20 protein-coding genes are annotated in these 17,221 nt (G+C 37.5%); 10 read left to right on the top strand and 10 right to left on the bottom strand.

The annotated features are described in order from the left end of the window. Positions 1-18 precede the first annotated feature (18 nt). Positions 19-708 (bottom strand): ABC transporter ATP-binding protein, encoded by a 690-nt coding sequence (locus JM81_RS17340; protein ID WP_144805271.1) that lies wholly within the window; start codon positions 706-708, stop codon positions 19-21. A 61-nt stretch (positions 709-769) separates the two neighbouring features. Between JM81_RS17340 and JM81_RS17335 the strand changes: the two genes are divergently transcribed. Then, positions 770-1,513, top strand: a complete 744-nt coding sequence (locus tag JM81_RS17335; RefSeq protein WP_144805269.1) for an arylesterase — start codon at positions 770-772, stop codon at positions 1,511-1,513. On the opposite strand, the gene JM81_RS17330 is transcribed toward JM81_RS17335, so the two are convergent. The 3 genes from JM81_RS17330 to JM81_RS17320 all read right to left on the bottom strand — a co-directional run bounded on the left by JM81_RS17330 (position 1,510) and on the right by JM81_RS17320 (position 3,190). Then, the gene (locus JM81_RS17330; RefSeq protein WP_144805267.1) at positions 1,510-1,749 is read right to left on the bottom strand and encodes a hypothetical protein; all 240 of its coding nucleotides are present in this window, start codon (positions 1,747-1,749) and stop codon (positions 1,510-1,512) included. The two genes, JM81_RS17335 and JM81_RS17330, sit on opposite strands and share 4 nt — an antisense overlap. A 342-nt stretch (positions 1,750-2,091) precedes the next feature. Then, positions 2,092-2,328 (bottom strand): hypothetical protein, encoded by a 237-nt coding sequence (locus JM81_RS17325; protein ID WP_144805265.1) that lies wholly within the window; start codon positions 2,326-2,328, stop codon positions 2,092-2,094. Positions 2,329-2,509: 181 nt separating this feature from the next. Next, positions 2,510-3,190 (bottom strand): peptidoglycan DD-metalloendopeptidase family protein, encoded by a 681-nt coding sequence (locus JM81_RS17320; RefSeq protein ID WP_144805263.1) that lies wholly within the window; start codon positions 3,188-3,190, stop codon positions 2,510-2,512. Positions 3,191-3,291: 101 nt separating this feature from the next. Between JM81_RS17320 and msrA the strand changes: the two genes are divergently transcribed. From msrA to JM81_RS17300, 4 genes are all read left to right on the top strand, one after another. After that, complete coding sequence (gene msrA, locus JM81_RS17315; protein ID WP_144805261.1) at positions 3,292-3,999, top strand: peptide-methionine (S)-S-oxide reductase MsrA; 708 nt, start codon at positions 3,292-3,294, stop codon at positions 3,997-3,999. Between the two features lie 75 nt (positions 4,000-4,074). Next, on the top strand, positions 4,075-5,454 hold the full coding sequence (locus JM81_RS17310; RefSeq protein ID WP_144805259.1) for a DUF1080 domain-containing protein: 1,380 nt from the start codon (positions 4,075-4,077) through the stop codon (positions 5,452-5,454). Between the two features lie 3 nt (positions 5,455-5,457). Then, a complete protein-coding gene (locus JM81_RS17305) occupies positions 5,458-6,786 on the top strand; it encodes a Gfo/Idh/MocA family oxidoreductase (RefSeq protein ID WP_144805257.1) in 1,329 nt (442 codons plus the stop codon). A 173-nt stretch (positions 6,787-6,959) separates the two neighbouring features. Further along, positions 6,960-7,694: a sugar-binding protein gene (locus tag JM81_RS17300; RefSeq protein ID WP_144805255.1), complete on the top strand. Its 735-nt coding sequence runs from the start codon at positions 6,960-6,962 to the stop codon at positions 7,692-7,694. On the opposite strand, the gene JM81_RS17295 is transcribed toward JM81_RS17300, so the two are convergent. The 3 genes from JM81_RS17295 to JM81_RS17285 are packed head-to-tail and all read right to left on the bottom strand — an operon-like array spanning position 7,695 to position 10,198. Beyond that, entirely contained in the window at positions 7,695-9,119 is a 1,425-nt protein-coding gene (locus JM81_RS17295; RefSeq protein WP_144805253.1) for a hypothetical protein, read from the bottom strand. It abuts the gene before it with no gap. After that, the gene (locus JM81_RS17290; protein ID WP_144805251.1) at positions 9,103-9,669 is read right to left on the bottom strand and encodes a hypothetical protein; all 567 of its coding nucleotides are present in this window, start codon (positions 9,667-9,669) and stop codon (positions 9,103-9,105) included. Before JM81_RS17290 ends, JM81_RS17295 begins: the two co-directional genes overlap by 17 nt. Beyond that, positions 9,653-10,198 (bottom strand): RNA polymerase sigma factor, encoded by a 546-nt coding sequence (locus JM81_RS17285; RefSeq protein ID WP_144805249.1) that lies wholly within the window; start codon positions 10,196-10,198, stop codon positions 9,653-9,655. The genes JM81_RS17290 and JM81_RS17285 overlap by 17 nt, the downstream gene beginning before the upstream one ends. 104 nt (positions 10,199-10,302) lie before the next feature. Between JM81_RS17285 and JM81_RS17280 the strand changes: the two genes are divergently transcribed. The 5 genes from JM81_RS17280 (at position 10,303) to JM81_RS17260 (ending at position 14,743) form a co-directional block, all read left to right on the top strand. Next, on the top strand, positions 10,303-11,211 hold the full coding sequence (locus JM81_RS17280) for an aldose epimerase family protein (RefSeq protein ID WP_144805247.1): 909 nt from the start codon (positions 10,303-10,305) through the stop codon (positions 11,209-11,211). A 29-nt stretch (positions 11,212-11,240) separates the two neighbouring features. Next, a complete protein-coding gene (locus JM81_RS17275) occupies positions 11,241-11,813 on the top strand; it encodes a DUF2911 domain-containing protein (protein WP_144805245.1) in 573 nt (190 codons plus the stop codon). Between the two features lie 34 nt (positions 11,814-11,847). Then, entirely contained in the window at positions 11,848-12,828 is a 981-nt protein-coding gene (gene meaB, locus JM81_RS17270; RefSeq protein ID WP_144805243.1) for a methylmalonyl Co-A mutase-associated GTPase MeaB, read from the top strand. A gap of 84 nt (positions 12,829-12,912) precedes the next feature. Beyond that, positions 12,913-13,872: a glycosyltransferase family 2 protein gene (locus tag JM81_RS17265; RefSeq protein ID WP_089262124.1), complete on the top strand. Its 960-nt coding sequence runs from the start codon at positions 12,913-12,915 to the stop codon at positions 13,870-13,872. Then, positions 13,856-14,743: a lysylphosphatidylglycerol synthase transmembrane domain-containing protein gene (locus JM81_RS17260; RefSeq protein WP_144805242.1), complete on the top strand. Its 888-nt coding sequence runs from the start codon at positions 13,856-13,858 to the stop codon at positions 14,741-14,743. The genes JM81_RS17265 and JM81_RS17260 overlap by 17 nt, the downstream gene beginning before the upstream one ends. On the opposite strand, the gene JM81_RS17255 is transcribed toward JM81_RS17260, so the two are convergent. Genes JM81_RS17255 through JM81_RS17245 form a run of 3 tightly spaced genes read right to left on the bottom strand, consistent with a single transcriptional unit; the run spans position 14,737 to position 17,194 of the window. Beyond that, the gene (locus JM81_RS17255) at positions 14,737-16,395 is read right to left on the bottom strand and encodes a glycosyltransferase family 39 protein (protein ID WP_144805240.1); all 1,659 of its coding nucleotides are present in this window, start codon (positions 16,393-16,395) and stop codon (positions 14,737-14,739) included. The genes JM81_RS17260 and JM81_RS17255 overlap by 7 nt on opposite strands. Then, entirely contained in the window at positions 16,392-16,961 is a 570-nt protein-coding gene (locus JM81_RS17250) for a phosphatase PAP2 family protein (protein ID WP_144805238.1), read from the bottom strand. Before JM81_RS17250 ends, JM81_RS17255 begins: the two co-directional genes overlap by 4 nt. Before the next feature lie 5 nt (positions 16,962-16,966). Continuing rightward, positions 16,967-17,194, bottom strand: a complete 228-nt coding sequence (locus tag JM81_RS17245; protein WP_089262132.1) for a hypothetical protein — start codon at positions 17,192-17,194, stop codon at positions 16,967-16,969. Positions 17,195-17,221 lie beyond the last annotated feature (27 nt).

Below are 17,221 nucleotides of genomic sequence, written 5' to 3'. Positions count from 1 at the left end.
AAATCCGTTTTAAGTTGCTCAAGATATCGCCGTGGTTTCGTTGATTACTATTTTACCACCTTTTAAGCGCAACACATGCTGATTTAATCTTGCCAAGTCCAGGTCATGGGTTACTATTACCAAAGTAGTTCCCATTTCCTTATTTAGGTCAAACAATAATTTGATTACATTTTTTCCGGTTTCTTCGTCAAGATTACCCGTAGGCTCATCAGCAAATAAAATTTCGGGTTTAGTACTAAATGCACGTGCAAGCGCTACACGTTGTTGTTCCCCGCCTGATAATTGGGACGGATAATGGTCATATCTGCTGCCCAACCCAACTTTATCCAAAAGTTCCTTAGCATCTTTGGACGCATTTTTAACCCCTTGCAGCTCTAAGGGCACACTAACGTTCTCCATCGCTGTTAACGTAGGCAGCAGTTGAAAATCCTGAAAAATAAAACCAACCTTTTCATTTCTAAGAAGAGCACGTTGATCCTCGTTCAAGCCGTTTAAATCTTCCCCACATAAGGTTATTGTTCCTTCATCAATTTGGTCCAAACCCGCACATAGTCCTAACAGAGTAGTTTTACCACTGCCCGATGGACCTACTATGGCAAAACTTGAACCTGCCTCTATTGAGAATGAAATATTATCGAGAACCGTTAATTTCTTTGATCCACTGGTATAGACCTTCTTTAGGTTGTGAACGTTTAATATCTTTGTCATAAATCATTTTCTACAAGAGAACAAAATAAGCAAATGATTTGGATTCTAATTAGATAAGGCTATGTTGAAAGTATTAAAGTTTCGTTATTTTTTATGTGCATTGCTTATTATAGGTTGTAAGGAAAATGTTGAAAAAAAGAAAGTTGAACCTAATGAAAATGCCACGAAAGTAACGGAACAAGAAACGTTGGAAACGGATGAAAAGGTCATCCTATTTTATGGAAACAGTCTTACCGCCGCTTATGGATTGGATACCGAGCAGGGTTTTCCACAAAGAATACAAGAGCGTTTGGACTCCTTAGACTTACATTATAAAGTCATTAATTCCGGTTTAAGTGGGGAAACCACTTCTGGAGGTCTAAACAGGTTGGACTGGGTGCTAAACCAGCCAGTAGATATTTTTGTATTGGAACTAGGGGCCAATGATGGTTTAAGGGGAATACCCATTACGGAATCAATGAACAACCTACAGACCATGATTAACATGGTTAAAGACAGGAACCCAGAAACCCGAATAATACTTGCCGGCATGCAGATACCTCCAAATATGGGTGCAGATTATGCTACACAGTTCAAGCAAATGTATCCCGCCTTGGCAGAATCCAATAATATTTATCTCATTCCATTTTTATTGGAAGGCGTTGCAGGAATACCTGAATTGAATTTGGAAGATGGTATACACCCTACGGCAGAAGGTCAAAAAATTGTGGCCGAAAATGTTTGGGAAATTTTAAAACCTATAGTCACCACAGGTTTGGAAAATTCGGAAATTTTGGAAAGCGATAAGAATACAATGATCAATTAGGCTACCAATGTTCTTCTTGAAATTGGCTTAAACGCCAAAGCTCTTTTAATTCTAGCATTCTTGACTTTAAAAAACCTTGCAGCTGTTTGGGAACTCATAGGTAATCTTTCTGCCATAGGTTTTGCTTGCGCCATAGGCATAACAATAACCTGTACTCTTTTGGCCGGAGGATTTTCCTGTGCTTGGGACAATGTTCCCAAACAGATAACAAGGAATAAAAATATAAGGGTACGCATAAGTAGGTAAATTTGGTTTGTAGATAACTACCCGTTTCTAATTTTACGTACTTTCAATTCGACAAAAGGTATATTTTTTACGATGAAATGTTAGCTTTTCGATGTATTACCATTTTTTGTAGTCCGTTTTCCTACAAAAACATTTACCGATAATCGATAAAACCGTACATTTCACCCGTATTGTAATTAAATTCATACAATTATACAATATCCAGTATATTCCTTCTTACAAAACAATTTACTTACTTATAATCACAGTTACAGGTCTTTATCTTAGGTTGACAATTTATACGAAAAAGAATTGAAGAATATCATTATCAATATAATACCCTATAGATAAAATTAGACCATTTTGGCCTTATTGGCCTTGGTGATGAAATTCAGCTCTCTTTTTATCTTCGAATTTTTAGACCTGTACAAACGTGCTGTTTGGTTATAATCCTTGGCGTTGAATTCCTTGGTAATTTTAGGTGCATTGATCATTTCAATAGTTTCAACCTTAACGTCCTTACCTTTATCCTGTGCTTGGACAGCAATTCCTATAAAGAGGATAAAGATGATAGATACTATTGTTTTCATGACTTGATTTGTTACACTTAAATAACGCAGCAAACCTAGTCCTACCCCATTCCAATTCGCTCAAAAACACGATTTTCCGTTACGATACAACAACATGGACAAAGTGTAAATTACGTCCGATGAACAACAAACCTCATCAATTCCTCATAGCGATCAAACAAGTAGTTTATCGATATGTCCTTTAAAACTTCAATAATAAATTTGGATCAGGACAATTACCTTTGTAGTGTTCCAATTTATTCTTGGCACAAACTCCTGGATAATCTCCCAAATAACCTTCCATATCGCGTATTATTTGAAAATGCAAATGTGGTGCATAGTTTACATTTATATCCGGAGTCCCTAACACACCCAATACTTCGCCCGTATAAAAGGCTTTGCCCAATTTTAGATTATCCAAGGAGGACAAACTTAAATGACCGTACAAAGTATAAAAGGTATGGTTGTTTAGGCTATGCTGTAAAACTATAGTGGGTCCATAATCACCTGGAACGTTATTAAATTTAAAACTATGTACAATCCCATCAATAGGCACCATGACCTTTGTATAGGCCTGACACCAAAAATCTATCCCTAAGTGTATATTTCTTACTGGCGCGGTACTGGAGGTAAAGCTTTCCTTGTCACTATAAAGATTTCGTTCTTCCAAATACCCGCCAAAAGCTACAGAGCCTTTTTCGTAGCCAAGTACCTTATCAATATAATCTTGACAAACCGTAGGCTCGGTTATATTTAAATTATATAATTCTACATTATTTTTAGATAGATCAAGGGGCACATATTGTTCCGTTCCTAGATTTTTATCCAAAATTTGAATAGTCGTATCCGATACTGAAATTAAATCCTTAATGAATGCATCCATTTATCAAAAATAATTGATCTATACATGTTCTTAACATTTTTTAACCCTATACCACGTAAGGTCTTTGTAAATTACCTACCAATTGTTAAAAGAAAATTGTTATGAAATTAGTTCAACTGACCCTATTACTAGGTGCCACCTTATTGGCAACCAGCTGTCAATCCAAAGCCAAAAAAAATATACTTCCGGAACTTTCAGATACCACCAAAGCTACCGTTGATGAAAGTCAAAAAACGGAAAAACTTACACCTCAGCAACTAGACAAATATGAAACCGCATATTTTGCAAGTGGTTGTTTTTGGTGTGTAGAGGCCATTTTTGAAAGTGTTAAAGGAGTAAAAGAGGTCATTTCCGGATATGCGGGGGGTACACAGAAAAATCCGACTTACGAACAAGTGGGTTATGGAAAAACGGACCATGCCGAAGCGGTTGAAGTGTATTATGACCCTAAGGAAATTTCGTTTACACAATTGGTGCAGGTGTTTTTTGGATCTCATGACCCTACTCAATTAAACAGACAAGGACCTGATCGTGGTAGGCAATACCGTTCAATAGCCTTTTATAAAACGGAAGAACAAAAAAAAATCATTGAAAACTATATGAAAGCACTAACCGATCAAAAGGTTTATGACAATGACCCCATTACTACCGAGGTTACCAAGCACACTATATTCTACAAGGCAGAAGACTACCATCAGGACTATGAAAAAAATAATCCAAACAATTCATATATACGTAATGTATCCGTACCAAGGCTAAACAGGTTTAAAGAAAATTTTGGGGATTATTTAAAGGTAGATGCCCACTAGTAGACTCCTAAAAAATTACTATATTCAAGCGCCCTATGTTGGGCGCTTTTTTATAAATCAAAATTTACCAAACCAATGAAATCAACAATCAATTACTTGCTATGTACCGTAGCCCTAACAACACTACTCCATAGCTGTCAGCAAGAACCAAAGGATGATACCCCATGGGTTAATCTATTTGATGGAGAAACTTTAAATGGATGGACACAATTAGGTGGTGAAGCTACCTATACCATAAAGGACAATGCCATTGTGGGTACTACCGTGCACAACACACCAAATTCATTTATGACGACGGATAAAATGTACGGGGACTTTATCTTGGAACTGGACTACAAAGTAGATCCTAGTATGAATTCCGGTGTACAGATAAGAAGCAACAGTTTACCGCACTATATGGATGGTCGCGTACATGGGTATCAAATAGAAATTGACCCTTCAGAAAGGGCATGGAGTGCCGGTATTTATGATGAGGCCAGACGTGGTTGGCTAAATCCTATGACCAATAACCCTACTGCGCAACAAGCGTTTAAACAAAATGATTGGAACCACTATAGGATAGAGGCCATTGGAGATACCATAAAAACATGGATCAATGATGTACCTGCGGCTCATTTAATAGATGATAGGACATCTGAAGGTTTTATTGCGCTACAGGTACACAGCATATCCGATGAGCAAAAAGATGGAACGGATATTATTTGGAAAGATATAAAGATATTGACCGATAGTCTATCCAAATATTCTAGACAAACACCAATTCAACCCATAATTACCAAAAATGCCTTAGGCGCGGACGAGGCCAAAAAAGGCTGGAAAATGTTATGGGACGGAGAAACCACCAATGGTTGGAGAGGGGCCCGCTTAGATGAGTTCCCAACAAAAGGATGGGAGATTAAAGATGGAATATTGACCGTACTTTCCTCTGGCGGTGAAGAATCCGCTGCCGGTGGTGATATTGTGACCAAAGAACTTTATGGCGATTTTGAATTGATGTTGGATTTTAAAATTACCGAAGGTGCCAATAGCGGTATAAAATATTATGTAGATACAGATATCAATAAAGGACCAGGATCTTCTATAGGACTGGAATATCAAATACTGGACGATGCAAGACATCCGGATGCCAAGCTTGGAAACCATGAAGGTAGCCGTACCGTATCATCATTATATGACCTTATCAAAGCAGACCCAAACAAACCTATGAACGGCCCGGGAGAATGGAACACTGCCCATATCGTATCTAAGGACAACCACGTAGAACATTACCTTAATGGTATGAAAGTGTTGGAGTACGAACGCAAAAGTGACGATTTTAGAAAATTGGTATCCGAGAGCAAATATGTAAAATGGCCAAATTTTGGCGAAGCTGAAAAAGGTCATATTCTATTGCAAGATCATGGAGATAGGGTATCATTTAAGAATATCAAGATAAAACCAATTGAAAAGGAATAGCACATGACGACAAGAAGAAATTTTATCAAAAAAACAACTGCTGGATCAGCGGCAGTTACCTTAGGTGGTTTAGTATTCCCAACTAGTTCATATGCTAATATTTTAGGTGCAAATGACCATATAAATTGTGCAATTATAGGTGTACGTAGCAGGGCAAAGGCACATATAATGGCCATCCATAAAGATAAAAATGCCAAAATCGTTTACTCCTGTGATGTGGACGACGTAATACTTAAGGAACATAATGCATGGTGCCAAGAAACCATTGGCTATATTCCTAAGGTTGAAAAAGATTTTAGAAAGGTATTGGAGGATAAGGATGTTGATGCCGTTTTTATAGCAACCCCAGAACATTGGCATGCTCCTATGGCCATAATGGCCTTACAGGCGGGCAAACATGTATATGTTGAAAAACCCTGTAGCCATAATCCTTATGAGAACGACCTTTTGGTCGCTGCCCATAAAAAGTATGGAAAGAAAGTGCAAATGGGTAACCAACAACGCTCCGCCAAAACATCAATCAGTGCAATCAAGGATATTAAGGAAGGCGTCATTGGCGATGTATATAAAGGAGAGGCTTATTATTCCAACAATAGGGGCTCCATAGGCATTGGCAAGGAAATAGACGTCCCTTCAACATTAAATTGGGATTTATGGCAGGGTCCTGCGCCAAGACAAGCCTATAGAAACAATGTTCACCCTTATAATTGGCATTGGTTCCGCACCTATGGAACTGGGGAAATTCATAATAACGGAACCCATGAGATAGATATTTGCAGATGGGCATTAGGGGTAGACCTTCCCAATAGTGTTACATCGTTTGGAGGAAAATATACTTTTCAAGATGATTGGGAGTTTGTGGACAACCAGCAGGTCACCTATACCTTTGATAATGATAAATTCCTGACATGGACAGGGCACAGTAGAGGAATGATGAAACCGGAGAGACCTGGACGAGGTAGTACCATCTATGGTTCTAAAGGAACCATTATGCTAGACCGTAATTTCTATCGCCTTTTTGATTTGGAAGGTAACCTTATAAAAGAAGAGTTGGAAGGTGGCACGAGCCTGACAACAAATACTCGTGGAGAAGGTGTTTTGGACATTAACCATATCTCTAATTTCTTTGCGGGCATACGTGAGGACAAAAACTTAAATTCTGATATTAGGGATGCCAGTATTTCTACCATGTTGTGCCATTTGGGCAATATGGCCCAAGACGCGGGAGAAACCATACAAATAGATGCAAAGACCGGTAAAGTAACCAATAACGACAAAGTAATGGAGTCTTGGAAGCGTACCTACGAAAATGGTTGGGAACCAAAATTATAAAAAAAACCACCTATCCGTTAAATTATTATGACTATAACAGCCTGCACCATCGTCATAGATGCTGCAGGCTGTTTTCTTTCTAAATGTCAATGTCTTTCATATAGTAGTGTGCTTAAAATCTTACTTCTCAATAAAATACTATCTTTGAACTTAAGATTTCAAACCTTTACGTTATGAAATGGACTCTCATTTTGATTGTCTTGGTATCCCTTTTATCATGTAGTGATATCGAAAAAAAGAAAGATACCCACATTACCACCGTTACCTATATAGAAGATGCGCCCAAGTTAGATGGTAGGCCAATTGAAAATTTCTGGAATACCCTAGAGTGGTATCCCATTGATCAAAATTGGATAGGCGGCCCGTTTGAACATACGGATTTCAACGGTAAATATAGAATAGCTTGGAAAGAACAAGGATTATACCTGCTTTTAGAAATTGTTGATGATTCTATTTATAAACAGGCCAAAGACCCACTGAAACTTTGGTGGAACGATGATTCTGTTCTAGTCTATGTTGATCAGGACAATTCTGGTGGGCTACACCGCTTTAATAGCAATGCCTTTACCTATCACGTTGCATTGGATGGCAATGTGGTTGATCTAGCTGAAGACAAGGAAGCCCATTTTTTTAATGATCATATAATTTCTGCCCATATAACGGAAGGAAACACGACCTACTGGGAGCTATTGGTGAAAGTATATCCGGATACCTATACAACAAGTTCAAATGTAGAACCGGCAGTTTTAAAAAAGGGTGATAAAATTGGTTTTGCCTTGGCCTATGGAGATAATGACCAAAGTGAAAAACGGGAAAATTTAATTGGATCTGTCTTTATTCCCGGAGAAGATAAAAATCAAGGTTGGATCAATGCAAACTCTTTTGGCACATTGATTTTGGATAAGTAGTTATTGAACAACAACTTCACTATAATCAGAAGTAATAATTATAGACCTACCACTGTTGTCATTTAAGTGATAACCTTTACTGATTCTTGTGGATCCATTGACGGTCTCTTTTAAGTTCAACCCTTTGGGTTTGTCAAAGGTTGAGGAGTTTCCTTTTACGTATATATCACTGGCCACCTTTGGGAGTGCCAATCTAAATTCCGCATTTTTTAGACTAATATCCAAATCCTTAAAATCAGGGCCGAGCTCAAGAATATGCACCGCACCAAAATTATTTTTTACAAGGGCGCTTTTAAGTAATTTTTCTATGGTTACTTCTGAGGAAACGGTTTCTAATTGTAGCTGTACAACTTGATTCAAGGAAATTTGTTCAGAATAAGAGGTACTCAATTGACCATGGTTCCATTGAGCAACGGTCACCGGGGAATAAGAAGCACAAACATTGGTTTCCTTACCATCTATACTATTGGCCCAAAGGCTTGAATGCGAAAGTTTCGCATTCAAGTTTTTGGTATTGGCCGCCAATTTAACTTCCCCATGCCTTACATCCATTTTAATTCGGGTAGACTTGGGTAAACTAATCTTTATGGTTTTCTTTATTTTGTAGTTTTTAGTGCCTTGATCGGTATTTAGATAAAAAATATTGGGTGCACTCCTTAAACTGTCTCTTCGTACAAAAAAACTTGTCCTTATTGAATCTCGTTTCACCATTTGCTTGGCACGGACCTCTTCTCGCTCCTTAAGTCGTTGTTCCATCTCTTCCGCACGTTCCTCAAGCCTTTTTTGACGTTGTTCATTCTGTTCCTCTAAACGTTGCTCCATTTCTTCTGCGCGTTTCTCCATCTTTTCCGCCCATTCCTCCAATCGTTTTTGATGTTCCTTATCAAAACTTTTTTCAAAATTCTTTTGCCACTGCTTCATGTATTTATCACCATCTTTCTGAAAAGCCTCATAGTCAAACGAAAATGCTTCCGTTTGTGGTAATGGGGGCATATTTGGAAAAGGGGCAACTTGTGGCATACTCATGACAAAAGTGGCAATTTCCGGTATTTCTATATGAAGATCGTTGTGGTCAAACTCAGTGCCTTCCATAGCAAAAAACCTATTGTTCTTAGATTTAGATGCAATTGAGATGGTGCTGCTGTTTCCTAATATTTCAATAGGATTTCCATTAAAATATGCTTCGGCTTCTTCCTTTGTTGCTCCTTCAAGGGTAATGGTTGCGGTTATGGCAACTTCGTCCTTGCCCCAGGTTTCAAATTCTATATCGGCATAGCTGGTATTGATTTCCAATACGGCATCATCTGCAACATTATAGCGTTCTTTATAGGTTTTACTTTCTGTTTGTGCAAGTAGCCCCAAAGGCATTAATAGTCCCAGCACAATGATGAGTTGCGCCGATACAGTTTTACATGATCTGTTCATTTTTTGATTGTTTTAAATCGTTTAACTTCTTTTTTAGTTTCTGTAATAATTGTAAGCGTAATTGTAAATTTTCTATAAGAGCTGTTATGGTCTGGTCATTGGGTCCCAATTCCTTTAATTCGGTATTAAGGTTTTTATACTCCATGTTCAAGTTGTTCAACTGTTCCATATAACTATCGATCAAATCCTTATTGTCCGTAGAAAACTGCAGTTTGGATAATTCAATATTGATATTTGCCATATAAAAATTTTCTACCTTTTTTAGGTCTGGGGACAGGTCGCCAAATGTAAATTCCCGATCAGGTAAATTCTCCTCCGCATTAACCACTGCCGGTTGTTCAACATTTCTGTTCGTATAGGTATATCCTAGACCAATACCCAATAAGATTACAATAGACGCCGCCATAAATAGCCAAGACCTATTTTTCTTTTTACCTATTGGCAATTCTTTTTCCAGTTTTTGCAAAAAGCGTGCTTCATGTCCCGTCTTCAAGGCACATCGTTCATCTTTATGTTGGGTCTTAAACATTTCCCTAAGATCCTGTTCCATATCTATTTGCTTTTAATACTTCTTTTAATATTGCCTTTCCCCTTAATAATCTTGTTCTACATGCGGTTTCGGAGATATTCAATACCTGTGCAATTTCTTGATGGTCATATCCTTCAATTAAATACATCAATACCACACATCTGTAGGTAGCCTGTAGATTATCTATGGCTTTTTTTACTTCATCAATAGTAATCGTAGCCTCAATATTCCAATTTTCATCATCGTCCTTATTCTGCATATAACCCTCATCCAAAGAAACCAAATACTCTTTTTTTGATTTAAGGAAGTCGATACATTTATTGATGACGATACGTTTTAACCAAGCCCCAAAAGTCACATCTCCCTTAAATTGATCAATTTTTTGAAAAGCCTTTATAAAGGCCTCCTGCAAAACATCCTCCGCATCATCTGCATCCTTAACAAAACGCATGGCAACAATATACATTCCTTCACAATACTTCCTATACAGTTGTACCTGTGCAGACCTATCGTTTGCTTTGCATTTCTCTACAACATTGCTTTGAAACATTGGGTAAAAAGATTGGTTTTCGGTTGTTGTTATTTTAAAGACGATAGAAAAAAAAGGATGTTGCAAAAATCTTTATTTTTACAACTTATTTTTAAAATTTCCCTTTGAAACAAGTTACGATTTCCAATAGGTTTATGACACTTATGGTGTTGGATTATGGCGCTACCATTCAAAAATTGCTTGTAAAGGGTAAGGATGGGGAATTTACGAATGTTGTAGCCGGTTTTAACCATCCCAGTAGATACCGTTTGGACGAAAATGTACTGGGCGCAAGTGTGGGTAGGTATGCAGGCAGAATTTCCAGAGGTGGGTTTGATTTGGATAGGGAAAAGTTTTTTCTCTATCAGGAAGATGGGGTTCACTTACACGGGGGAAAAGAGGGCTTTCATCAAAAATATTGGACAATTGATGAAGTCAATACCACAGATAACCCTTTCGTAAAACTAACCTATTACAGTAAACATTTAGAAGAAGGCTATCCTGGCAATTTAACAGTTAGTGTTACCTACAGGCTAATGGATAATGCCTTGCAGGTCATTTATGAAGGTACTACGGACAGAAGTACGGTCATTAATCTTACCAACCATTCCTATTTTAAATTAGATAAGGACCCCTTCATTGATGAATGCGAACTGCAATTAAATTGTCCATACCGATTAGAAACTAAAGAAAACCATTTACCCACGGGTAATTTAATACCGGTAAGAAAGACCGACTATGATTTTTTACTACCTAGAAAAATTGGACTGCAACGTTTCAACACGGTATTTGTCAAGGATATGGGAAACGAAAAAGTAGCGGAATTAAGATCTAAGACATCTGGTATTCATATGAGGGTATATACCAACCAACCCGCGGTGGTCGTTTATACCCCAACCGAATTTCCTGGAATCTGTTTTGAAACACAAAATTATCCGGATGCTCCCAACCAACCGGATTTTCCTAAAAGCGTCTTAAGACCGGGCGATATCTACAACAACATTTCTATCTTTAAATTTGATTTGCAGACCTAGCTGGATAGCTCTTTTAAATAGTCATGTGTATGAAGCTGATTAAAAAAATTGTTGTGGTCTTGTTGGTACTGGCCGCTCTGGTTTATTTTGTGGCCATACCTTATGTACAACGAGAGACTAAAAAATTTAGTCCCTACAAGACCTCCGTTTTGGAACTTGGCAATACCGTTCTAAAAATAGATTATTCCAGTCCGTCCAAAAAAGGAAGGAAAATTTTTGGGGAGTTGGTTCCATATGGCAATGTATGGCGTACCGGCGCCAATGAACCCACTACCATAACCGTTTCCAAACCAATTAAGATTATAGACAAACCACTTCCTGCCGGCACTTATTCACTATGGTCCATACCCAATAAAAAGAGCTGGAAAATAATGTTCAACACGCAAATACCGGATTGGGGGGTTACCCGCATCAATGGCAACCAGACAACCCATGATAGCAACTATGATCTTATAACTGTAGAGGTACCGGTCATAGACCTCCAAAATCCTGTGGAAGATTTTACCATTACTTTTGAAGAACAAACATTACAACAAAAATCACAAAACGTTATAAGTTTAGCTTGGGATACCACTAAAATAATGGTTCCCGTTTACAAATAGTACTTTTGTTGCCAACGGGTAAAAATACACAGCAATGAATCTAGCCAACCTTACTTCTACCGATATTATTGATGGTATTTTTAACAATGACATAGCTCTGGTCAGTAAAGCAATTACCCTTATTGAAAGTACCAAGGCAGAACATCGCACAATGGCAAAGGACATAGTGCAAGCGTGTATATCAAATCATAATACTGTAAGAATAGGCATTACAGGAGTTCCAGGAGTGGGAAAAAGTACGTTTATTGAACAATTTGGCACCCTGCTCACAAATTTGGGAAAAAAAGTGGCGGTATTGACCGTAGACCCCTCTAGCAGGATAACAAAAGGAAGCATTTTAGGGGACAAAACACGTATGTTGGAATTGGCCAAGAACCCCAATGCCTATATACGGCCATCCGCATCAGGTTCAACTTTGGGGGGCGTTGCACGTAAAACCAGGGAAAGTATTAATGTGCTGGAAGCGGCAGGGTATGATACCATTATTATTGAAACCATTGGCGTAGGCCAAAGTGAAATAGCCGTACATAGTATGGTAGATTTCTTTTTATTATTAAAATTAGCCGGTGCCGGTGATGACTTGCAGGGGATAAAAAGGGGCATCATGGAAATGGCAGATTTAATAGTCATTAACAAGGCAGACGGCAACAATATTAAAAATGCTGAATTGTCAAAGACGGAATTTACAAGGGCCTTACATATGCTCCCTCCTAAGGAAAATGGTTGGTCTGCCGAAGTACTTACTTGTTCCGCACTTGAAAACAAGGGACTCCGGAAAATTTGGCAGGTCATTTCAACCTATTGCACCTTAATGAAAGATTCCGGATTCTTTGCAAAAAATAGGCAAAAGCAAAATGAGCAATGGCTCGTTCAATATTTAGAGCAAGAAGTATTGACCGCCTTCTATGACAACAACAAAACCAAGGAATTACTGCCAGAACTTAAAGATGAAGTAATGAACGGCAAAACATCTCCATTTGCTGCGGCAGAAAAATTATTAAAGTTGCTCAAGTAACAATCCCCACATAGTTACCTACCAGCTTTGCCTTATTATTAAGGATAAAAAACATAACTTTGTCGCTATTCCAAAAACAACCCAATGCAACCTATTACCACTTCCTTACTTTCGGTCGTAGTTCCTTTATATAATGAAGAGGAAAATGTTACTTTACTAACACAAAAAATTCACGAAAGTCTGGTAGGCTATGATTATCAAATCATATATGTGGATGATTTTTCTACGGACACCACCAAAAAAGTAGTGAAATCATTAAAGGATGAAAAAGTCCATCTTATAGAATTAAAGAAAAATTATGGGCAAAGCTTGGCTTTGGCGGCAGGGTTAGACTATGCGGAGGGAGAGTATATCATTACCATGGACGGGGATTTGCAGAACGACCCATCTGATATTCCTGAAATGCTCAGCTATGCCGTAACCGAGGAATATGATGTAGTGACCGGTATCCGTCAAAAAAGAAAGGACTCCCTAGTTAAAAAAATACCTTCAAAAATTGCCAATTTTCTAGTCAGGCGAATTACAAAATTAGATATCAAGGACAATGGTTGTGCCCTAAAGGTCTTTACAAAGGATATTGCCAAAGATTTAAATCTCTACGGAGAAATGCATAGGTTCATTACCCTTTTGGCTCATTTGGAAGGCGGACAGATAAAACAAATCCCCGTAAAACATCATGCACGCCATGCCGGTGTGTCCAAATATGGTTTGGAACGCGTTTTTAAGGTAGTAGCAGATATGATGCTCCTTTTATTTATTCGCAAATATTTTCAACGCCCCATACATCTGTTCGGTATTTTTGGTTTCTTAATGATATTATTGGGAATATTAATCAATATATATCTATTGATCGTAAAAGTTGGTTTTGGGGAGGATATAGGCACCAGACCCCTATTGATGTTCGGGATGATGTTTATTCTTGCAGGAATTCAACTGTTTACTATAGGAATAGTAATGGAACTTTTAATACGTACCTATTATGAATCCCAGAAGAAAAGACCTTACCGTGTTAAAAAAGTAAGCGTAGGTGGCCAAATTAAATAAAAAAGTAACCACTGGTATCAAGGTACTGATCAGTGCCCTCTTAATCTATTTCATCTACACCAAGATAAATATTGGTGAGATAAAGAATATTGTACTTGATAGTAATCCGTTTTACCTGATAATTGCTACTCTTTTTTTTGTTGCTTCAAAAATTATAGCGGCCTTTAGGCTTAATCTTTACTTTCATCAACTTAACGTACCCTTGACCCAACAAAGTAATCTTAAATTGTATGTCTTGGGTATGTTCTACAATCTTTTTCTTCCTGGCGGTATTGGTGGTGATGCTTATAAAGGGTATGTCCTTAAAAAGAATTTTGAGGTATCAACCAAAAAAATAATAAGTGTTTTAATATTAGATCGGTTAGGAGGACTACTGCTACTCTTTATTTTTGCCTGTGGGTTATTGGCAGTATCAGAAATAGAAAAACTGGTAAATTATAGATGGATTTTTATTCTGGCAATACCACTATCAATTGCGGTCTATTGGTTGCTCAACAAAAAATTCTTTGATTATGTAATTCCTATTTTTTGGAAAACAACATTGTTGTCCGGCTTGGTACAATTGGCACAATTAATCTGTCTATGGTGTATATTAATGGCCCTTAATATTACGTTGCACCAAATCTCCTATCTAATAATCTTTCTTATCTCATCTATTGTTGCCGTACTACCATTGACATTAGGTGGTATAGGTAGTAGGGAGGTAACATTCTTTTATGGTGCCCAATTCTTAGGTTTAGATGAAAATATATCCGTAAGTATCAGTGTTTTGTTTTTTTTGATAACCGCTATAATTTCCTTGTGCGGCATTTGGTATCACTTTAAAAAAATAAAATTGGAAGTAAGAACTTTACACACTAAAGGTCAATAAATATGCAGTAAGTACATTTTTCTAGTCACCTTTTTCCGGGTATTGGGATTCAGGAATTTACCCTGAAGTCTTGTAATCCTAAATTGGTCAACATTAAATTGGGCATCCCAATCAAAATCTTTGTTTTTCAATAATTCCATTTCATCCTCAGTAACATATACCCAAACATCCTTCTGGTTTTTTAAGGAATCTACCGAAGTTATCTGAACGGGATATTGATTATAAAAGTCCAGGGCCCATGTGAAATCGTCCCCAATTTTATAAATACGATCAACGGGAATATTCTTTTGTTCAACAATTTTAGCCATAGAAGAACCGCCTTGATATTCCAATAGGTTCGGATAAAAATGCAAGTTTAAAACAGCATTCAATAATACAGAAGCGCAAACGGAAACCGTTATTAGCTTTATATATTCACCTTCCCTCTTCATAGCATAATACACAATGATTATTGCCGCGACGACTAGCGATATATATGCCAGGACACTATTTAATTTAAATACATAAAAACATATTAAGGCTGAAGCAATGAATACGATTCCAAGTACAAAAAACTGACCTATTTTTAAAATATGAATAGTACGCTGTTGTTGATGCCTATAGGTATTATATAAATATGAAGCAGTTAATACTGCAAATAAAGGAATGGTTATATTTAAATAATGTGGAAGCTTAAATTGGGCAAAACTAATGACCGCAAAAATAAGCGTTATACCTCCCAATGTTAAAAATTCATTCTTGGAATCGAATTTTAGCTTAGACTTGAAAAAAGTTTTTAATCTACCCCAATATGCAGTAATACCAATAATGGTCCAAGGAAGGAAAACCCATAAAAAAGTGTGGAAAAAGAAAAAGAAATCACTACTGTTCTTACCTATGCCCTCACCGCTTAAACGTTCAAAACTTTGTTCCCAAAATATAAAGAAAATACCGCTACGATTGCTTTTACCTCTAATCACCTTTTCCGGATGCAGATCAAACTGCGTGTAATAGGCATATAACATAGGAGTTATTGTAAGTCCAAAAATCAATAAAGCCAAAAGAACCTTCCAACTTAAAAAAGCATTCCATTTTCTAGTGTATGCTATATGACAGATCAAGGGCAAACCAATTACAAGAAGTGCTATTTGCCCTTTGGTAGAAAAGGCCATTCCGGCTGCAAAAGCACCTATGACAATACTATGTACCGATCCATGCTCCACATATTTAGCCAATTGCCAAATGGCCAGTATGCTAAAACCGGTCAAAACAGCATCTGTACGAACGTCAATTGCACCTAAGACTATGGTTTGGGCAGTCATGAATATTAAAGCTGCCAATCTACCCACATCTTTGTTATACAGTAAAGCGCCAAGTCCATAACAGCTATAAGCCGCAAGTAACGTTGCCAAAATTCCTGGAATTCTATAGGCCCATGCATGCAAGCCAAAAATTTTGTAGGAAATGGCGGCCAACCAATAATGCATATGGGGCTTATCCAAATATTCATTGGGACCTTTAAAAAGACTTAAAAAGTCATTTTCCTGGACCATCCTCATGGCCATCACGGAAAACTGGGCAGAATCGTTCTCAAATAAGGTTGCAAACATACCGGCCAGGTAGACCAAGAAAATCAAAGCAATTAAAAACCAATACCTTAGATTGGATATCATAGGGAAAATTTGCGAAGTGCAAATATAAATAACTTTATAAACAACCAACCAAACAACGAGCCCAATACCGCACCCGTAAAAATATCAAGCGGAAAGTGAACTCCAATATATACCCTACTATAGGCAACAAGAGCTGCCCATATCAACAGACCAACGCCTATGTACTTAATTTCAGATTTTAATAAAATGCTAAAAAACACGGCTACCGCAAATGCGTTTGCCGCATGGGCGGAAAAATAACCGTATTGGCCTCCACAATAACTTTTTACCAACCGCATTACCGGTGCAATTTCAGGATTGTGACAAGGCCGCAATCTAGCCACGCCATATTTAAAAAAATTGCTTAGTTGATCGGTGACGGTTATGAGCAAGGTAATGGTAACCAATAAAACCAAGGTTTGTTTTAGGCCTAGTTTTTTATAGGCAAGGACCAACAAAAACATATATAGAGGTAGTGCACTTAGCTTATGGGAGACAAACTGAAAAAAAAAATCCCATCGGTCTGTACCTAAACCGTTTAAGAATATAAATAAATCCTTGTCAAATTCTAGTAGTTCTTGAAGCATATTGATTACTCTTCATATCTGGAAACCTCACGATCGTAGAATGCAGTGGCGGCCGCAATTAGGTTCTCCGCCTCTTCTTCCAACTCCTTTTCATCTTCTTTTGAAAATTCCTCCAACCATTCTACCTCATCATTTTCCAGATTGATAATAAACCTGGGGAATTCAGTATGTACTACGAAAATTGCGGTAGGAAAATCGGTATTATCACCCAATAAAAATTTCGGAAACTCCATAATCTAAAAACTAATGTTCATTATAAT

It is taken from the genome of Maribacter sp. MAR_2009_72 (assembly GCF_007827235.1).
GTDB classification, from domain to species: Bacteria; Bacteroidota; Bacteroidia; order Flavobacteriales; family Flavobacteriaceae; genus Maribacter; species Maribacter sedimenticola.
This window is presented reverse-complemented; position numbering and strand designations above follow the sequence as displayed.

Bases quoted from the DNA above. Each gene is read 5' to 3' on its own strand.
- JM81_RS17340 (WP_144805271.1), bottom strand. From the start codon at position 708: ATGACAAAGATATTAAACGTTCACAACCTAAAGAAGGTCTATACCAGT.
- JM81_RS17335 (WP_144805269.1), top strand. From the start codon at position 770: ATGTTGAAAGTATTAAAGTTTCGTTATTTTTTATGTGCATTGCTTATT.
- JM81_RS17330 (WP_144805267.1), bottom strand. From the start codon at position 1,749: ATGCGTACCCTTATATTTTTATTCCTTGTTATCTGTTTGGGAACATTG.
- JM81_RS17325 (WP_144805265.1), bottom strand. From the start codon at position 2,328: ATGAAAACAATAGTATCTATCATCTTTATCCTCTTTATAGGAATTGCT.
- JM81_RS17320 (WP_144805263.1), bottom strand. From the start codon at position 3,190: ATGGATGCATTCATTAAGGATTTAATTTCAGTATCGGATACGACTATT.
- msrA (WP_144805261.1), top strand. From the start codon at position 3,292: ATGAAATTAGTTCAACTGACCCTATTACTAGGTGCCACCTTATTGGCA.
- JM81_RS17310 (WP_144805259.1), top strand. From the start codon at position 4,075: ATGAAATCAACAATCAATTACTTGCTATGTACCGTAGCCCTAACAACA.
- JM81_RS17305 (WP_144805257.1), top strand. From the start codon at position 5,458: ATGACGACAAGAAGAAATTTTATCAAAAAAACAACTGCTGGATCAGCG.
- JM81_RS17300 (WP_144805255.1), top strand. From the start codon at position 6,960: ATGAAATGGACTCTCATTTTGATTGTCTTGGTATCCCTTTTATCATGT.
- JM81_RS17295 (WP_144805253.1), bottom strand. From the start codon at position 9,119: ATGAACAGATCATGTAAAACTGTATCGGCGCAACTCATCATTGTGCTG.
- JM81_RS17290 (WP_144805251.1), bottom strand. From the start codon at position 9,669: ATGGAACAGGATCTTAGGGAAATGTTTAAGACCCAACATAAAGATGAA.
- JM81_RS17285 (WP_144805249.1), bottom strand. From the start codon at position 10,198: ATGTTTCAAAGCAATGTTGTAGAGAAATGCAAAGCAAACGATAGGTCT.
- JM81_RS17275 (WP_144805245.1), top strand. From the start codon at position 11,241: ATGAAGCTGATTAAAAAAATTGTTGTGGTCTTGTTGGTACTGGCCGCT.
- meaB (WP_144805243.1), top strand. From the start codon at position 11,848: ATGAATCTAGCCAACCTTACTTCTACCGATATTATTGATGGTATTTTT.
- JM81_RS17265 (WP_089262124.1), top strand. From the start codon at position 12,913: ATGCAACCTATTACCACTTCCTTACTTTCGGTCGTAGTTCCTTTATAT.
- JM81_RS17255 (WP_144805240.1), bottom strand. From the start codon at position 16,395: ATGATATCCAATCTAAGGTATTGGTTTTTAATTGCTTTGATTTTCTTG.
- JM81_RS17250 (WP_144805238.1), bottom strand. From the start codon at position 16,961: ATGCTTCAAGAACTACTAGAATTTGACAAGGATTTATTTATATTCTTA.
- JM81_RS17245 (WP_089262132.1), bottom strand. From the start codon at position 17,194: ATGGAGTTTCCGAAATTTTTATTGGGTGATAATACCGATTTTCCTACC.